The sequence below is a fragment of the Sporomusaceae bacterium ACPt genome (assembly GCA_041428575.1).
Taxonomy (GTDB): domain Bacteria; phylum Bacillota; class Negativicutes; order Sporomusales; family Sporomusaceae; genus Sporomusa_D; species Sporomusa_D carbonis.
This window is the reverse complement of record CP155570.1, coordinates 4,018,786-4,035,143: the sequence shown is the minus strand read 5'-3', so window position 1 is coordinate 4,035,143 and position 16,358 is coordinate 4,018,786. Positions and strand designations below refer to the sequence as shown.

The following is a 16,358-nucleotide window of genomic DNA, read 5'->3' as shown; positions in this document are numbered from 1 at the left end:
CATGTGAATTTGCATTAAGGAAGGATCTTCTCACCATTCCCGGCTATGTGCCGGCTTTTTTTTGACATGATAACTGGAAAATTGCAAGTAAAAGCACAAGGGATGCCTTTCGGCATCCTTTTAATTCTAGTAGGTGTATAGTTTTGCTTAGGATCGTTGTGTCAATTTCCCGATTATTTCTACGTTGCTTATATTACTGATTTTTTTCATAATATCTTTCTCAACGGCAGCAATAATTACCGTACAAGGTCCGGCAGATTTTTTCAAATCCAATTTAGTATTTTCGTTTATTATTAAGTCAAGCTGGTTGCTTTGAGCCAGTTGCTGGGCCTCGTACCCAATTCCTTTGGAACCGACTGGAACAATTTCTCTAACTCCATCAGTGGCCAGTAAAAGTTTTATTGTTCTGTAATCCGCTATATCCCCCGGGCGGCATGTCAGTACTTCGTATCCGACTTTCGGCATACCGATAGCAACAACTAATGCTTCCTGTTTCACATTATTAATCTTTAAAGCAGCATTGTCAGCAAGTCCCATGACCGTAATCCCAATGCCGGTTGCGATTGTAGGGAAATTTTCTTCCGTGCTGCCGGTAAGCACGACATTGTCAAGGCCGGCAGACCGCAGTTCCTCCTCAATACCCTTAATGATCTCCCGTCCGGTTGGTTCCATCTCATTGCACACCGTATTAGTTAAGCAGACTACCTGGGCTCCAGTGCCCATAACTTCAAATAAAGCAACTCTAGCTGTAAATTTACCGGTGATAAAAGGAGGAACCTTTAGCGCATCGCCTTCTTTATTGCCAATACTGCCGCAGCTATCACAGGCTATGACCATTGTTTTCCGGTCATCCACAGATATTAAGGTTAAGTCCCTTACTTTTCGAATGTTCATAGTTGTTTATTGTTAAAGTGCTCCAAGTGAATTTTACTTGCTACCAGTCTATACACGCCCAATGCAAATACAATGTTTAAAGTAGCTGCTATAACTAGCAGCGGCAAAATATTGAGTATGCCGGCAACACCCATAATCGGCAGTAACAGTGGCGTTAAAACAAGTAACGAGACGGGTCCGTTCATAATTACGGCTACTAAACCGGCAATTATTGCTCCGGCCAAAGAAAATGTATAATCATTGTTAAACTTTTTATAGATTATCCCAAAAATGGCCATGGTAGCCGCCATAGTGATCATAATGATAAAATGTACAGGCAGCGTTAAAGGAAATCCTGACGTAATAGCAGTCGCCAGGTGGCCAAAAGCCCCGATTAACGCCCCATATGCCGGACCGAAAAAGAGTGCTCCTAAAAAACCTGGCATAGAACTCATCTTTGACAGTTAACGATCGTTTTTTCATGTTTCCCGAGCCCGGAATCCGCTATTTTCGCGGGTTTCGGGCTTTGCTATTGCAGAAATTTCTCAAAAAGTGTAGGTCAAACTATTTTGGAATTTTCGCCATAGATATCTTTATCTTCCGGAAATTTCGTGATATAATTGTAGGTGATAAATGTTGGGGCGGTGAGTCTCTTGTTTGCTCAAATTGTATCCACAAAAAAGTCGGATGGTAAAACCTACAGATATCTTCATATTGTTGAGTCATACCGGGAAGGTAAGTCCGTTAAAAAGCGTCGTATTGCAAGCCTTGGCAACATTGACGCGTATTCTGATAAGGAAATAGAACAGCTTATTTATAAGCTTGAGTCGCTCCTACAAAACCGTGTTACTGGTTCTATTGAGGATTTGGAACCCGGTAACTGCCTCCAGTTTGGGGTTCCTTACGTGGTTCAATTTTTGTGGGATCAATTGGGCTTGACTGGGGCTATCTCTAACGCCCTTAAGGATCGCGGCGTTACATTCGACGTAGCCGGTTACGTGCAGGCGATGGTGATTAATCGCCTGGTCGATCCCTCCAGCAAGTTTCAATTGTTCAAAACTATCGAGGACATGTATTTGCCGGACGCACCCCACGAGTGGCAGCTACAACATTTCTACCGCGCTCTGGATTATCTCATGGACATTAAACCGGAACTGGAGCGTCATTTATACAGCCAGCTTACACATTTGCTTAATTTCCGTTTATCTTTAGTGCTTTATGATATGACCAGCACACATTTGACAGGGCATCACTGCCCAATCGCGGAGTACGGATACTCCCGCACGCATCGCCCGGATTTAAAGCAGGTTGAACTAGGCTTGCTGGTAACTCCTGACGGTATTCCGATTACCCACGAAGTATTTCCTGGCAAAACCCCGGATAAACAGACTGTCAAGGACATTCTAAAGCGGTTAAAACAAGAGTTTGCGGTTGAACAGTGCGTCTTTGTGGGCGACCGCGGGATGGTCACTGATGAGAATTTAGCACTGCTGGCAGAGGCCGGATACCCCTATATAGTTGGCTACCACAAACGTGGCCGGATAGTCAGCGACGCTTTGTTAGAAACATATGCAAACATTGATGGCTACGCCAAGATCAAGGACAATCTCTATTATCTGGAGGCGTCATCCGCCCAGGTTGAGGACGACGCAAGAGATACGGATTCACGCTATATTTTGTGTTACAATCCCGTAAAGGCTATTCAAGATGAAGCTTTCCGGGCTTCGGCCATCGAAGAAGCGGAACAGGCGCTGGCTTATATGCAAAAACGCTTAGCAACACCGCAACGTGGAAGAAAGCCAAACTCGAAGAATCTTATGGTTAAAGTCGGTGAAATTTTAACGAAAAAAGGTGTACAGGCATTCTTTGAAGTTGACTTCGACGGACAGAACCTGACTTTCAAGCATGATCAAGCCGCATTAGCAAAAGAGAAGTTACGCGACGGAAAATTTGTGATCAAAACCAATACGGCCTTGCCTGCACAGGATGTTGTACTTTCCTACAAAACTCTGATGAACGTGGAGAGGGCTTTTCGGGAGATCAAGAACTTTCTGGATGTTGGCCCTTTGTACCATTGGAATGAAAAACGAGTGCGCGGCCATATTTTTGTATGCGTATTGGCATACCTATTCGAACAGGAAATTCAGGTGTTGTACCGCCGGACACTGGAGCAGGAAGCGCAACGGATCTCGCGGATTACCGAAGAGAAAGAACGGATGACTATGCAAGCCGAATTGGATGACCGATGGTATACGGGCGAGCAAATTTTAAAGGACCTTGCGCGTTGGAACGTGCTGAAGGCGGAATTTCTGGGCAAGAAATTTCTCAGCGTACCCCGGCCAAAACCGATTGCGCAGCAGGCGCTTGCGGCCATCGGGATTCCACTACCCTCAAAAGCCATGTATATTGACTAGTTACCACGACGACAGTTTAATAGATTCCTTCCAAGCCCCGCTAATTTGGCGGGGCTAAAACACGTGTAGTGCAAACTTGTGCCCACAAACCCTTGATATTACTGGGGCACTGTCAAAGATGAGATAGAATCAAAAGCGATGGTGCCCATAATTTTGATATTGGCTCCGATGGCGCTCAATGCAATAAACAATGCCGACAGTACAACGTTTTTTGTTTTCACGTTTACTCCCTCCGTTCTCCTTAACAATAAATACCTAGCCCAAAGAGGCTAGGTATTTATGTATTATAAAATCCCTATCCTACCGGCATTACCCCTTGCGCGGGGGTGTTATGTCAGCCCAAATAGGCAGGTCTCCTGGCTACGGATCATTATAGTTCTCAGGCCTTCCCGGTATTCCGGCGGCATTAATAGAGACTACTCCCCGCTTACAGTGGCGCGACCGCGTCGTTTAAGAATCTATAGAAATCCTTTCGATCTTCCCTATTCTCCTCCTGTGTAACAAGAGGCACCTATTTGTTGGCATACTATTCAGTTAAGATGTTGATTCGTTATTGATGTCTCGATTCCTGCTATATGAAATCCAATAAAGATTTTTTTCTAGGCGTGTTGTTAGTAACGCTCCACCGCTGGCGCTTGACTTACGCTTATACTAACAACACGCCTGTACATCTTTATTGGATACTATATAGATGATTACTCTTGGCGGTGTCCTTGTTGATTTTTACATCTATATAATTCTGAATCTGCCTGCCTGATTAATGATGATTAATTTTACATAACCAAGAGAAAGGTTTATAATAATATTTGCATAAATCTACCAATAAATTAGTATTTTTTGGGGAGGATAAAAAGATGTGCGGGATGAATTGGTACCGGGAACAATTGGCGAAAGCGGATGACGATGAAGAGCGGTTGTCTGAATTAATGAAGATGATGGAGGAACGGTATAAAATATCGCTTAACCACCCGGAAGAGTGGGGAAAAGTAAATTCTGATGTAATCTATGTGTACAAAGAAATTGCATCGCGAATTGGTCTTATTTAGCTACCTAAGTCCCTCAGATTTAATAATCTGTGGGGATTTGTTTATTATTGGCATATCCGGACAAGCTAGCGCATAAAATGGTACTAAAACTACCGGGAGGTTGTTTTATGAGAATAGCTGGTATTGTTCTAATTATTATATTTTATATGGTGTCTGTCTGCGGGGCTGCGGCCAATGAATCCGAAGGATTTGGCGGTATGGTGTGGGGCGATAGTCCTGTTGGTAAAAAAAATCTTAGATTGCTGGGATATGATATGGAGGCTGCGTTTTATGAACCTATTGACAAGCCAAAAACAGTAAAGATAGGTTCCAATAGCTTCCGCCTAAAAGATATACAGTATACTTTTTTTGATCAGGAGTTTGCCAGAGTATTGCTGATTGTTGACGGCACCAGTCACAATGCTGTTGTTGATGAGTTAAGGAAGGTATATGGTCCTCCGGCAGTCAGAAAGCTTTTGGTAGTTACAAACTATTATTGGAAAGGGGATAAAACGCTAATTGAACTTTCGGTGACACCAAAAGTCTGTACATTGCAGTATACATCTAAAGAATTGCTTAGCCGCCAATTGCAGAAAGAAGGCAGTACTATTGACAGTTATTAGGTGGTCCAAAATATCCTGTAGATAATAAAAACGGCCGGCGGTAAATTACACCGCCCGGCCGTTTGGGGGCTATTCTAGGCTATTATCAATTTCTTTGTTTATGCTGTCCGGGGAGGATGTCTCGTTAGTAGTTGTGGAGGCCATTGGGGAGTTGGCTTCGCCGCGGGCCAGACTGTCGTTACTAAACGTATCTGTTACGTTTTCAGGTACTGGGTCAAATTGGCCGCCCAAAGCGGTGAACAGTTCGGCATCAGGTACACTTGAAAACATTCCGGCAATAAGTTTTTTCATCCAATCCCTCCTCATTAAAAGTTATATATAGTTTCTCCAGATATTTTTGTTTCAATAAAAAAACCTTGCGGCGCTTTCGCTGCAATGAAAAAATAACAGAGCGACTTGAGCCGCTCTGTTATTTTTAAGGGTCTATTAAGAAGATTTGGTATTGGTAAGAGTTTTTTGTTTAGACAGGGAATCATTAACATCGGAGCTTGCTTTCGTAGTTGTGGTTTTGTCAGCGGCGGACTGGCCTTGTTTGGCGTTTGAGCCGCCGGGTAGATCTTTAAATCCCATTCCACTCACCTCCGGTTTTAGTATTCCCCGTTTTGGATAAATATACCATGAATATATAGTTTTTTATTTTGCACAAAATTTAAAAGGGTGGTTTTACCCACCCTAAGCATTATTTGCAGCCTTTATCTTCTTTTCTTTCTTCCTTAGATTGCGGGCAAATTTCCTTACCGAACTCTAAAGAGCTTTTGCCACTATCCTTGCAACCGCCTTGTTTGCAGCGCTCTTGTTTTTTAGCCATAATTGTCACCTCCTTTACTTCAAAGTCCGGGAGGCGATAGCTAGTCGTCAGTCATTTCATGAATCATGAACTTGGCGGCTTGGTAAATAACTGCGCCGACAGCCACAGCTTTGAGCATCGAAGCTATGTCCAAATTCATGTCCATATCCATCAGCGACTTGCGTTTTTTTCTAGTAAACACATTTACCACCTCCTCATTCAATAGTTTAACCAAGGTGTAAAATTGTAACTCGAAGTAAGAAATGGATTGAAACCCAAAAAAATAGTAGCTTGCTTAATCAACAGGCGATCATAGTAATAAGGAATATTCGCCAAGGAGGGCGGTTAAGATGGTGACAAGAAAAAATGAAAGCATCAGGTGCTCAATTTTTTGCGATTTTATAGTTTAGTATCTGGGCATAATGTATCTATATGAAATCCAATAAAGATTTTTTTCTAGGCGTGTTGTTAGTAACGCTCCACCGCTGGCGCTTGACTTACGCTTATACTAACCGCCTGTAAATCTTTATTGGATACTATATAGAGAATTTTTAATGACGGTGATAACATGAAGAATGTCAAAACAGGCTTGGAAATTGTCCGGCTGCATAAAGAGTATCAGGACAAAATCGATGAGCTAGAGGCTGCCGTGAATAGACTTGAAGAATTCGGTTATACCAAAACCGTTCTTAAAGAAGAGCTTACCAAACTGACTGCCGATTTGCAGACACTGGAAAACACCCGCTTTCAGCCGCTTGACCCAGTAATTATTACCACCTCGCTACTTGGCGGCAGACCATAGTAAAAATCCGCGCAATTCATTGCGCGGATTTTTACTATAGTTCATCAGCACAGACCGTTTCAGTGCCTTCGACACACTTAAACTCGCATTGACTGCAGCCTTCACCGCTACCGCGGTAGTCAAAGTACTCGTTGCTGCCCCTCAAATTTTTGCCGTTCCAAAAGCTGTAGACTGGGCACTTTTCTTTGCCGGACAAGTGATCACCTCCTGCTCCATGGTGGTGTTAGTTTACCCCAATGCGAGGGGCAAAATGCTTAAAGCAAAAGTCCTGCCGTTCAGTAAAAACTTATTGCCAATTCCAAATATTTCTGATACCATAGAATTTGGAAACTATGAAAACTATTATAGTTTCTTCAGGGTTGGCATAACACGAAGGTGAGTTGACATAATTGAAAGAGCGAATTTTATTTGCAGCAGCACAAGAAATGAACGAACGGGGGATAAAATTCACTATCGACAGTGTGGCCGCTCGTCTGGGAATCAGTAAAAAAACAATCTACCAGTATTATCCGTCCAAGGACGAGCTTATCACCAGTATTATTGACGCAGCGCTTGCTGATGTTGAAACTCAGCGAAACAGAATATTGACCGGCGAAGGGGATTTTGTCAGCAAACTGACGGCAATTGTAACCTTAGAGCCCAGGCTGTTTGGCAAAATCAACTATTGGATTATGGATGATATCAAACGCTGGCGGCTGAGCGAGTGGGAACGCATTATGAGCTTCCGCCGGGAGCGTACGCACTACATTGCCCAGATATTAGAAGAAGGCATAGCCAGCGGGCATGTCCGTCCTATTAATACCCGTGTGGCGGCACGGATGTTATTGAGTACTGTGGGTGATTTTTTGGAATATAACTTTTTAGCTGAGAACAATTTGACATTTACCGATGCGCTCAAGGAGCTGAATGATATTTTTCAATACGGGGTATTAGCCGGATACGCGGCGGTTGAGCCGCCTTCAGGAGGGAGAGAGTCATGAAAGGTTTTAAACCCAAATACTGGATTATGCCGGTTGCTTTGGCGGTTGCCGTCACTACCGCGGCTCAGATGGGAATACTGACGCCGGGTAAGGCACAAAAACAGGCTGTGAGTGCTAATATTACCAGTGTGACCGTTGAGAACGCCCAAATGGTAAACAAAGTTCCGAAACTTAGTTTAACCGGTTCGGTAGAAGGCGAAACATCGGCTATTATCAGCGCCAAAATTGCCGGCCGTATTGAGCAAATTTTGGTGGAAGACGGCCAACCGGTGTCAGCCGGGCAGCCGCTTGTCCGCCTGGAAAGTGTTGAACTTGCCAACGCTGTCCGCAGCAGTAGTGATGCCGTGCAAAGAGCTATGGCCAACTACGAGAATGTCGAAGCCGACTATAGGCGTTACCAAGCGCTGTACGCCCAAAATGCCATCTCCAAGCAAACGCTTGACGGCGCTGAGACTAAACTTAAAGTGGCGCAGGCCGATTTATCAACTGCTAAGGCCGCGCTAAGCACAGCCGAGCAGCAGTATGATTACTCGGTAGTTACTGCTCCGGTCAGCGGCGTGGTGGCCAACCGGGCGGCGGTAATCGGTCAGGTAGTAGCGGCAGGCGGGCCGCTGATGTCGGTTGAAAGTATCGGCGAGGTATACGCGGTCGTAAATATTGAGCAAAAAGACCTAGGGGTCGTTAAACCGGGTATGGCGGCTGAAATTACTGTTGACGCCTATCCGGACAAAGTCTTTGCCGGAACAATTGAAATCATGAATCCGGCGGCTGCCGTTGCCAACCGTATGTACAGAACCAAGATAAAAATCGATAACAGGGAAAATCTGTTGAAGCCCGGGATGTTTGTCAAGGTTAGTATCGTAACCGGCCAACCTGTTCCTGTTTTGGCTGTACCGCAGGCAGCCATCTTCCAAAAACAGGGCTTGTATTATGTCTATGTTCTGGAAAACGGCAAGGCTGCCCGCCGTCAGGTGGAAATAGGCAGTGTGCTTGGTGACTTCATTGAAATAAAGACCGGCTTAGCTGACCAGGCCCAGGTAATTACCAGCAATGTCAATAAACTCAAAGACGGCGATACCGTCCAGGTAGGCAAGCTATGATACTTACAAGCGTCAGTTTAAAGCGGCCGGTTTTTGCTACAGTTACTATTTTAGCCCTGATTACGCTGGGGCTGGTCAGCTATCTATCTTTGAACATTGATGAATGGCCGGACTTGGAATTTCCGTTTGTGACGGTAAAAGTAGTATACAAAGGGGCCAGCCCGGAACAAGTGGACAGTAAAATAACTCAGAAGGTGGAAGAAGCCGTAAGTTCGGTTTCAGGGGTTAAACATATCACGTCATCAGCGCGTGAGGGTGTGTCGATTACTACCGTGGAGTTTACTTTAGAAACTTCAGCCGCTACCGCCGCGCAGGACGTGCGGGACAAAATTGGCCGTATCAGGGGAGATTTACCGCAGGACGCGGAAGAACCGGTCATCATGCGCTATGATCCCACCGAGGCGCCTGTTGTATCAGTGGCGCTCACCGGCAATATGAGTATCCGGGAAATGACCAAATTGGTTGATGATGTTATCAAACGGCGTTTGGAAACCATCAGTGGTGTAGGTTCGATTGAGGTTCTCGGCAGCCTTGAGCGTGAGATACATATTGATCTGGATAAAGATAAATTGGCGGCTTATGGCCTGACGGTTTCTGAAATTGCCGGCAGCCTGGAGGCCGAGAATCTTGAAGTGCCAGGCGGTAAACTTACCAAGGGTGAGCGGGAAATAACCATGCGTACTGTGGGCAACATCCCGGCCGCCCAGGAATTTTTAAATACGCCGCTGGCCCGGCGCGAAGGGGTGCAGCTTTATGTAAGGAATGTCGCCACCGTAAGCGACGTTACCGAAGAACCGACTACAATCACCAAGTTAAATGGGAAACCGGCTATCGGACTGGATGTTATGAAACAGTCGGGCACGAACACGGTACAAGTAGCCAGTGAGGTAAAAAAGGCTATTGATGATTTGCGGAAAGAACTGCCGCCCGGCGTCGAACTTTCTTTAGTGAGAGATACCTCGGTGTATATTAAAGAATCGGTTGGCGATGTGCTGTTTAATCTGGTGATCGGCGGCATATTGGCCGTAGTTATTGTATTTGTATTTCTTGGCAATTGGCGTAGTACGGTAATCTCGGCTATCGCCATCCCGGCATCGATTATTTCGACCTTTTTTACCATGAAGCTGCTGGGGTTCAGTATCAATACCATGTCGCTGTTAGCGTTGTCGTTGGCAGTAGGTCTGCTTATTGACGATGCCATTGTTGTTATTGAAAACATTGTACGTCACATGGAAATGGGCAAAAGCAAATTCCAGGCGGCGCTTGACGGCACGTCGGAAATTGGGCTGGCAGTAACCGCCACTACCCTTACCCTTGTTGCCGTATTTGTGCCGGTTGGCATGATGACAGGCATTGTCGGCCAATTTTTTAAACAGTTCGGTATCACCGTGGCCTTTGCTGTACTGGTGTCGCTGTTCATTGCCTTTACGCTGACCCCCATGCTGGCTGCCAATTACCTTGAAGTAGCTCATGGGCAAAAGCAAAATATGCTGGGACGGGCGCTCACCTGGTGGAATACCCGCTTTGACCGTATTACCGGGTCTTACGGCGGCTTTCTTAAATTAGCGCTAAGCCATCGTTGGAAGGTGATGGCTGTTGCCCTAATGTTATTTGCCGGCAGTTTGGCTGTTACCCCTTTACTGGGATCAAGCTTTGTCGGCCGTACTGATAACGGTGAGTTCAGGATCAATGCCGATGTTGAGCCAGGCACCAGCGTAGCCGGCAGCGGTGCATTGGCTGACCGTATGTCCGAGGAGTTAAAAACCATTCCGGAAGTAGTGCTGGTATATAGTTCGGCTGATGTTGACACCGTCAGTATGTTCGTCAAACTGACCGATAAGCAGGACCGGCAGCGCGGTATGAGTGAAATCTTGACAGATGTCCGGGCAAAACTCAATGCTATTCCGGGGGTAAAGATAAGTATTTTACAGAAAGCCGGTGTTAAAGAAGAAAAGCCGGTAGCGGTCACAATACGCGGCGAGTCGCTTGACGTTCTTGACGGCCTTGCCGAACAGGCCCAGCGCATCATGGAAAATACCAAAGGCGCCGTTGATGTTATTTCGACCTACAAGCCGGGCAAGCCTGACCTGCAGCTTGAGGTAAAACGCGACCGGGCGGCAGACCTTGGAGTTTCAACAGGCAACATTTCTGATACTGTGCGCACCCTGTTTAACGGCCTGACGGTCAGCCAGTTCAAAGACGGTGATGACCGCTATGATGTTATTATTAGACTGAAAGAAGACAACCGAAGCACCGTTGACGATCTTTCCGGCATTTTTTTGGCCAGCAAATATAAAGACAAGAATGATAAGACCGTGATGGTACCGCTGTCTCAGGTAACCGAAGCCGTGTATGCCACGACTCCCAGCCAGATAAGCCGCTACGACCGCCAGCGGGAAATTCGCTTAACAGCCAACTTGGAAGGTACTTCGCTGGGCGAGTTCAACAAAGCGTTTTTTGCTGAACTTAATAAGCTGGATTTGCCGTCCGGCTATAGTGCCGGTGCAATCGGCGAATCGGAGCGTATGGGTGAAACGTTCACCAGTATGGTTATGGCTTTGTTTTTGGCGGTCACCTTCATTTTCTTTGTATTGGCTGCCCAGTTTGAAAGCTACATGGACCCGTTTGCCATCATGCTGTCGCTGCCGTTGGCCATTATCGGCGCTATCGCAGGCTTACTCATCATGAGAAGCGACTTAAGCATCATATCCATGATCGGTATTGTAATGCTTATGGGCCTTGTCACCAAGAACGCCATACTGTTGATTGATTTTGCCAAGCAGCGGCGGGCTGACGGTGTCGAACGGGATGCCGCCTTGGTTGAAGCCGCCATAATCAGAATGAGGCCGATTATGATGACAACTGCCGCCATGATTTTCGGTATGTTGCCGCTCGCCGTCGGAATCGGCCCGGGCGCTGAGATCCGTGCGCCTATGGCTCATGCCATTATTGGCGGTCTGGTAACGTCTACCATCCTGACGCTTGTTGTGGTGCCTGTTGTATATTCGCTGATCGACGATTTTAAACAGCGGCCGTTTGGGTTCAAATATCAGGGAAAAAAGAGCCAAACTTTATAGGATAATAGAGGAAATTTGACATGGAGCGAGAATACAGAATATTAACGGAGAAGTAATTTAAAATGCGGAGTGGATTGGTGTGAAAGGAACTGTTGTTGGAACATGGATCAACACGGCCCGTAAAATCTGGGGTGAGCCGTTGACGGCTGAGGCTATGGAGCATGTTGGCTGGCAAGCCGACAAAATGTTCTTGCCAACTGAAGAAATTGAAGATGCCAAGCCTAAGGCATTTGCGGCGTATTTGGCGGAAAAGACCGGCAAAAGCCAGGATGAAATATGGCTTGCCATCGGTAAAGATAATATTCAGACGTTTTCCCAGGCTTATCCCGCTTTTTTCCGCCAAGAAAGCCTCTATTCTTTTCTGCGGTCAATGTATGATGTTCATGTTGTCATGGTAAAAAGAATCCCGGGCGCCAAGCCGCCGGAACTGTTGATTGAACCTGTGTCCCAATATGGCGCTATTTTAAGCTATCGTTCCCAGCGGGGCATGTTTGGCTATATGAAAGGCCTCTTGGCCGGGGCTGCCGATTACTTCAAAGAAAACATCCAAACCGAGGTTATTGAATCTTCGTCAGAACATATCAAGCTGGCCATTACCTTCCCCAACCCGATAACCCGTACTACTGTTTACCGGCTTAACAAACTGCTGGCGTTTGGTGTGATAAGGAGCATTCCGGTTAAAATGGGGATTCTTATTGCCGCAGCTTCGTTAGTGGTCAATGGACTGTTAACGGCAGTGGGGGTTAATGTTCCGCTGTGGACGGCGCTGGTAAGCGGCGTTATGGCGGCCGGCGGCGCCGGACTGATGCTCCGGCCGTTTGCCAGCATCCGCGAAGAAATAAGCGGCATACAGCAGCATAAATACTTTACTGAGACCAAACTGGAGTCGAGCGACGAATTCGAAGACATCATGGACATGCTGGCTCGGTATAAACTCCGGGTTAAAAGCGAATTTACCGGCTTTAAGGGAATCACAGATGAAATGAATAAATACAGTGACGACTTTAATACGCTGGCAGAACGCATGAAAGATACGTCAAATGAAATATCGGGTGTAGTGCATGACGTAGCCAGCGCCGCCACCAACCAGGCGATGGAGACTGAAAGTGCTGTCGGTATCTTAAACGGTAATCTCGAAACACTGCAAACAGTAGTGACCGAACAGAGCCGCAACAAGCAGCAGCTTGAAGCCGCTGTGGCGGAAATCAATAAAGGGTTTGCCGAGGTACAGGCTTCAAGCGCTAAGCTTGAGCAGAGCCTTGATAAGTTTTCCGATGTTAAACGCTCGGCTGAACATCTGCAAAAGCAGGCCAGCAAAATTAATGAGATTACCGGTATGGTGGCCGCCATTGCCGGTCAGACCAATCTCCTTGCGCTCAATGCCGCCATTGAGGCGGCCCGGGCGGGCGAGCAGGGCCGTGGCTTTGCCGTAGTGGCGGAAGAAGTCCGCAAGCTGGCAGAGCAGTCACAACATCATTCGGAAAGCATTTCCAGCGATCTTAAGGTGTTGATGGACATTATTAGTAATGTTGTTAGCCTGATTGAAGCTGAGTTTGACATTTTGGCCGCTGAGAGCCGTCAGATGAACGATGTGGTTACCGGCAACTCTACTCATGTTGAAAACATTCACAGAGTCGCCGATAATATTGTTGATATGATTGACAAGTTGGAGCATGAGATGACAGGGCTTAACCAAGTTTACGGCAAGATTGAGTCGTTGGCTGCCATTTCCGAAGAGAACTCGGCGGCAAGTGAAGAAGTTAGCGCTTCAGTGCATGTCTATAATGAGAAGCTGCAAGATATGATGGGAAAAATTACCGAGTTTAAGACTGTCATCCAGGGCTTCAGTGAGGATATCAACACGTACCGGACCTAGGTGGCCCAGTTGCATCAGGCGGGGGATACATACCCCGCCTTTCCTTTGTATTATCAGAAAGTATAACCACTTTCTTATAATAAGTAAGAACGACTAGGGCTTCTGCCGGCGTCCTGAGGGACTTGGCACAAGCCAAGTCTTTTATTTTGGTGGTGGGCGGAGGAACAGAATTAAATTCCCGGTTTTTTCCGATATTATTCTTAAGAGAAACTGTTGTGGAGGTATAAAATGATTCGCGAACGCCGCAATAAAGCAAAATTGGAGCAGTATTACAATAAATTTATTGACGAGGGAGTTATTGATCCTAATGTTCATCCCTGGATCGCTGAGTCCTGGCAGCGTAGCCGGGAGTTAGGGGTGGGGCGGGATGTCTTTAACCTTAATGTTAAGCTTTCCCGCGAAGAACTTGACAAACGCCGGAAACGCTATAGCACGGCAATTAGTTTTCTCGACGGACTCTATGACCAAATCAAAGAACACTTTACCACCTATAATTTGAGTATGCTGCTGCTTGACCAGGATTTGTATGTGCTGAAAAATTACGCCATGCCGTTTTATCAAAAGACAGCCGGGGAGCTTGAAGGAGCCCGGATATTGGAAGAAGATATCGGCACTTCAAGTATTGGCATTGCTTATCGGCATAAAGCCCCCTTCCTCATGTTTGGCCCGGAAATGTGGATAAAAGACTGCCAGAATGGTGACGCTTGCTCAGCGCCGATTATTATTGATAATCAGGTAAAGTTTATCGTAACAGTGGTGTCTGTCCAGCAGGAAGAGCTGCCATACAGCGCAATGGTAGCCATGGTACTGAGTATTAAATATGCCATGGAGCAGCACTTGGCGCTAGTATCCAGCCTGAATGCGAAACATACAATACTTGACGCTGTGCCGCTGGCTGTGTATCATATATTGCCAGGAGGCGAGGTGGCTTACACCAACAAGCTGGGCCATAGCCGTTTAGCAGGAATTATTCCGCCCGGCAGTGACGATAAAGGGGAGGGGCCTAATCTCAACGATGTGTTGCTAAATTACCGGCATACCCCCATTTATAAGGGGTTTCTGGGAGTTCCGTCATATAACAGGGAAGCAACTTGGATAACACCCCGTAAAACATATGAAGATATTACTACTGTTGTACCGCTATATGGCGATGACGGTGAAGTGGACAGCATTGTTGCCGTGTCGCTGCCCATTGAAGATTTGCGTACACTGGTAGCCCACACAGCAGGGTACACCGCTCGCTATAGTCTGTCCAGCATGGTGGGGAGTAGTCACGTCTTTACTACAATGCAAGATAAAGCCGGCCGCACTGCCCGGCATGATTATCACCTGCTTTTGCAGGGAGAACCGGGTACCGGCAAACAACGTCTGGCGCACGGTATCCATCAGGCCAGCTCACGGGCAGCCGGTCCGCTGATCGCCGTCAAATGCGGCGATATGCCGCAAGATATTCTGGAGGCCGAGTTATTTGGCCGCGGCGGCAGCGAGGCTGAAGGCCGGCCGGGCAAGCTGGAGCTTGCCAGCGGCGGGACACTGTTTCTTGATGAAATTGAAAAACTTCCCGCCGGGCTGCAAGAAAAGCTGGCTGAAGCTCTTGGCGCCAACGAACTTTCCCGCTCAGGCGAAAGTGTAACCCGTCCCATTGATGTCCGCGTAATTGCCGCTTGTGATACTGACCTTAAGCGGCTGGTGGAACGGAATGTATTTTCGGCTAAATTATATGAGATTATTACCCGATCGGTTATCCGTGTTCCGTCGCTCAGATCACGGCGGGAGGATGTGCCTGATTTAGCCATTCATATTATCGAAGAATTGGCGGCGTTGCACGGCCTGCCGCCTAAACAACTGTCACCTGAGGCGGCTAATATAATCATGAGCTATGACTGGCCAGGCAATATCAAACAGCTTCAGGGGGTTGTTGAACAGGCCTTTTTCCGCACTGCAGGCGACACTATTACTCCGGCCGATATTATCATGCCGGGTGAGCAAGGGCTGAGCAAAGCCTGGAAGGAAGACAAAGATGCTTTTGTCGAGGCCTGGAAAGCAGCCGGCGGCAATATCAGCCGGTTGGCTAACATTCTTGATGTCAGCCGCGTGACGTTGTACCGCTACTTAAAAAAATACGGCTTGGATAAGGATTAAGGAGGAGAACTGTTGCGACTGAGAAAGAAGCCTTGGATAGCTGAAGCGCTGACCGGTTTTAGTGATATAGTGCTTACTACTCCCGGTGAGGAGCTTAAAGGGCGTTGGCACGAGTTATTTGGGAATAAGCTGCCGCTCCACGTTGAACTAGGCACAGGCAAAGGTCAGTTTATTGCCGGGATGGGTGAACACTATCAGGGTAAATTTAATTTTGTTGGTATTGAGGCTCAGCAAGACGTCTTATATTACGCCGCTAAAAAAGTCAAGGAAAAAGAACTAATGAATGTCCGGCTGCTGGTGTTTAATGTTAATGATATCCTAAACATTTTTGCACCAGGTGAAATTGACCGGTTGTACATCAATTTTTGCGACCCTTGGCCCAAGAACCGCCATGCCAAGCGGCGGCTCACCCATGCCGGTTTTCTGGAAAAATACCGTATTGTTTTGAAGCCTGGCAGTCAGTTGTGGTTTAAAACCGATAATAGACCGCTTTTTGAGTTTTCGCTGGAACAGTTTAATGAATTTGGCCTAAAATTGGACAATATATCCTATGACCTTGAGAACAGCGATTTTGCCGGCAACATTATGACCGAGTATGAAACCAAATTCAGCAGGCTGGGGCAGCCGATATACCGTTGTGAAGCCACTTTTTAGAGAAA

General features: G+C 46.6%; 18 protein-coding genes and 1 riboswitch. Of the genes, 10 read left to right on the top strand and 8 right to left on the bottom strand.

Translation table 11 applies throughout. The features are described from left to right. Window positions 1–147 precede the first annotated feature (147 nt). Window positions 148–894 carry an AIR synthase related protein gene (locus tag SCACP_RS20615; RefSeq protein ID WP_425059349.1) on the bottom strand — a complete coding sequence of 249 codons (747 nt, stop codon included), beginning with the start codon at window positions 892–894 and terminating at the stop codon, window positions 148–150. After that, window positions 891–1,319, bottom strand: a complete 429-nt coding sequence (locus SCACP_RS20610) for an ECF transporter S component (RefSeq protein ID WP_425059348.1) — start codon at window positions 1,317–1,319, stop codon at window positions 891–893. Before SCACP_RS20610 ends, SCACP_RS20615 begins: the two co-directional genes overlap by 4 nt. A gap of 207 nt (window positions 1,320–1,526) precedes the next feature. Between SCACP_RS20610 and SCACP_RS20605 the strand changes: the two genes are divergently transcribed. Continuing rightward, window positions 1,527–3,287, top strand: coding sequence for an IS1634 family transposase (locus tag SCACP_RS20605; protein ID WP_425059347.1), 1,761 nt, complete (start codon window positions 1,527–1,529; stop codon window positions 3,285–3,287). Between the two features lie 98 nt (window positions 3,288–3,385). Here SCACP_RS20605 and SCACP_RS20600 read toward each other — a convergent pair whose 3' ends face one another. Further along, window positions 3,386–3,508 carry a hypothetical protein gene (locus SCACP_RS20600; protein ID WP_425059346.1) on the bottom strand — a complete coding sequence of 41 codons (123 nt, stop codon included), beginning with the start codon at window positions 3,506–3,508 and terminating at the stop codon, window positions 3,386–3,388. Window positions 3,509–3,616: 108 nt separating this feature from the next. Next, window positions 3,617–3,817, bottom strand: a riboswitch (cobalamin riboswitch). Window positions 3,818–4,141: 324 nt separating this feature from the next. Between SCACP_RS20600 and SCACP_RS20595 the strand changes: the two genes are divergently transcribed. Then, window positions 4,142–4,333 (top strand): hypothetical protein, encoded by a 192-nt coding sequence (locus tag SCACP_RS20595; protein WP_425059345.1) that lies wholly within the window; start codon window positions 4,142–4,144, stop codon window positions 4,331–4,333. Window positions 4,334–4,440: 107 nt separating this feature from the next. Next, window positions 4,441–4,935 (top strand): hypothetical protein, encoded by a 495-nt coding sequence (locus SCACP_RS20590; RefSeq protein ID WP_425059344.1) that lies wholly within the window; start codon window positions 4,441–4,443, stop codon window positions 4,933–4,935. A gap of 69 nt (window positions 4,936–5,004) precedes the next feature. Here the strand turns inward: SCACP_RS20590 and SCACP_RS20585 are convergent, their stop codons facing one another. From SCACP_RS20585 to SCACP_RS20570, 4 genes are all read right to left on the bottom strand, one after another. Continuing rightward, on the bottom strand, window positions 5,005–5,226 hold the full coding sequence (locus SCACP_RS20585) for a hypothetical protein (RefSeq protein ID WP_425059343.1): 222 nt from the start codon (window positions 5,224–5,226) through the stop codon (window positions 5,005–5,007). Window positions 5,227–5,361: 135 nt separating this feature from the next. Continuing rightward, on the bottom strand, window positions 5,362–5,505 hold the full coding sequence (locus tag SCACP_RS20580; protein WP_425059342.1) for a hypothetical protein: 144 nt from the start codon (window positions 5,503–5,505) through the stop codon (window positions 5,362–5,364). Window positions 5,506–5,614: 109 nt separating this feature from the next. Beyond that, window positions 5,615–5,743 carry a hypothetical protein gene (locus tag SCACP_RS20575; RefSeq protein WP_425059341.1) on the bottom strand — a complete coding sequence of 43 codons (129 nt, stop codon included), beginning with the start codon at window positions 5,741–5,743 and terminating at the stop codon, window positions 5,615–5,617. A 40-nt stretch (window positions 5,744–5,783) separates the two neighbouring features. Then, a complete protein-coding gene (locus SCACP_RS20570; protein ID WP_425059340.1) occupies window positions 5,784–5,924 on the bottom strand; it encodes a hypothetical protein in 141 nt (46 codons plus the stop codon). Window positions 5,925–6,290: 366 nt separating this feature from the next. Here SCACP_RS20570 and SCACP_RS20565 point away from each other — a divergent pair, with 366 nt between their 5' ends. Next, window positions 6,291–6,524, top strand: coding sequence for a hypothetical protein (locus SCACP_RS20565; RefSeq protein ID WP_425059339.1), 234 nt, complete (start codon window positions 6,291–6,293; stop codon window positions 6,522–6,524). Window positions 6,525–6,558: 34 nt separating this feature from the next. Here the strand turns inward: SCACP_RS20565 and SCACP_RS20560 are convergent, their stop codons facing one another. Beyond that, window positions 6,559–6,720 carry a hypothetical protein gene (locus tag SCACP_RS20560; RefSeq protein ID WP_425059338.1) on the bottom strand — a complete coding sequence of 54 codons (162 nt, stop codon included), beginning with the start codon at window positions 6,718–6,720 and terminating at the stop codon, window positions 6,559–6,561. Between the two features lie 193 nt (window positions 6,721–6,913). Here SCACP_RS20560 and SCACP_RS20555 point away from each other — a divergent pair, with 193 nt between their 5' ends. From SCACP_RS20555 to trmB, 6 genes are all read left to right on the top strand, one after another. Then, the gene (locus SCACP_RS20555) at window positions 6,914–7,504 is read left to right on the top strand and encodes a TetR/AcrR family transcriptional regulator (RefSeq protein ID WP_425059337.1); all 591 of its coding nucleotides are present in this window, start codon (window positions 6,914–6,916) and stop codon (window positions 7,502–7,504) included. Then, complete coding sequence (locus SCACP_RS20550; RefSeq protein ID WP_425059336.1) at window positions 7,501–8,604, top strand: efflux RND transporter periplasmic adaptor subunit; 1,104 nt, start codon at window positions 7,501–7,503, stop codon at window positions 8,602–8,604. Before SCACP_RS20555 ends, SCACP_RS20550 begins: the two co-directional genes overlap by 4 nt. Next, on the top strand, window positions 8,601–11,681 hold the full coding sequence (locus SCACP_RS20545) for an efflux RND transporter permease subunit (protein ID WP_425059335.1): 3,081 nt from the start codon (window positions 8,601–8,603) through the stop codon (window positions 11,679–11,681). The genes SCACP_RS20550 and SCACP_RS20545 overlap by 4 nt, the downstream gene beginning before the upstream one ends. A gap of 79 nt (window positions 11,682–11,760) precedes the next feature. Then, complete coding sequence (locus SCACP_RS20540; protein ID WP_425059334.1) at window positions 11,761–13,557, top strand: methyl-accepting chemotaxis protein; 1,797 nt, start codon at window positions 11,761–11,763, stop codon at window positions 13,555–13,557. A 228-nt stretch (window positions 13,558–13,785) separates the two neighbouring features. Next, a complete protein-coding gene (locus tag SCACP_RS20535; RefSeq protein WP_425059333.1) occupies window positions 13,786–15,699 on the top strand; it encodes a sigma-54-dependent Fis family transcriptional regulator in 1,914 nt (637 codons plus the stop codon). Between the two features lie 12 nt (window positions 15,700–15,711). Further along, window positions 15,712–16,353: a tRNA (guanosine(46)-N7)-methyltransferase TrmB gene (trmB, locus tag SCACP_RS20530; RefSeq protein ID WP_425059332.1), complete on the top strand. Its 642-nt coding sequence runs from the start codon at window positions 15,712–15,714 to the stop codon at window positions 16,351–16,353. Window positions 16,354–16,358: the final 5 nt, after the last annotated feature.

Bases quoted from the DNA above. Each gene is read 5' to 3' on its own strand.
- SCACP_RS20615 (WP_425059349.1), bottom strand. From the start codon at position 894: ATGAACATTCGAAAAGTAAGGGACTTAACCTTAATATCTGTGGATGAC.
- SCACP_RS20610 (WP_425059348.1), bottom strand. From the start codon at position 1,319: ATGCCAGGTTTTTTAGGAGCACTCTTTTTCGGTCCGGCATATGGGGCG.
- SCACP_RS20595 (WP_425059345.1), top strand. From the start codon at position 4,142: ATGTGCGGGATGAATTGGTACCGGGAACAATTGGCGAAAGCGGATGAC.
- SCACP_RS20590 (WP_425059344.1), top strand. From the start codon at position 4,441: ATGAGAATAGCTGGTATTGTTCTAATTATTATATTTTATATGGTGTCT.
- SCACP_RS20585 (WP_425059343.1), bottom strand. From the start codon at position 5,226: ATGAAAAAACTTATTGCCGGAATGTTTTCAAGTGTACCTGATGCCGAA.
- SCACP_RS20580 (WP_425059342.1), bottom strand. From the start codon at position 5,505: ATGGGATTTAAAGATCTACCCGGCGGCTCAAACGCCAAACAAGGCCAG.
- SCACP_RS20575 (WP_425059341.1), bottom strand. From the start codon at position 5,743: ATGGCTAAAAAACAAGAGCGCTGCAAACAAGGCGGTTGCAAGGATAGT.
- SCACP_RS20565 (WP_425059339.1), top strand. From the start codon at position 6,291: ATGAAGAATGTCAAAACAGGCTTGGAAATTGTCCGGCTGCATAAAGAG.
- SCACP_RS20550 (WP_425059336.1), top strand. From the start codon at position 7,501: ATGAAAGGTTTTAAACCCAAATACTGGATTATGCCGGTTGCTTTGGCG.
- SCACP_RS20545 (WP_425059335.1), top strand. From the start codon at position 8,601: ATGATACTTACAAGCGTCAGTTTAAAGCGGCCGGTTTTTGCTACAGTT.
- SCACP_RS20535 (WP_425059333.1), top strand. From the start codon at position 13,786: ATGATTCGCGAACGCCGCAATAAAGCAAAATTGGAGCAGTATTACAAT.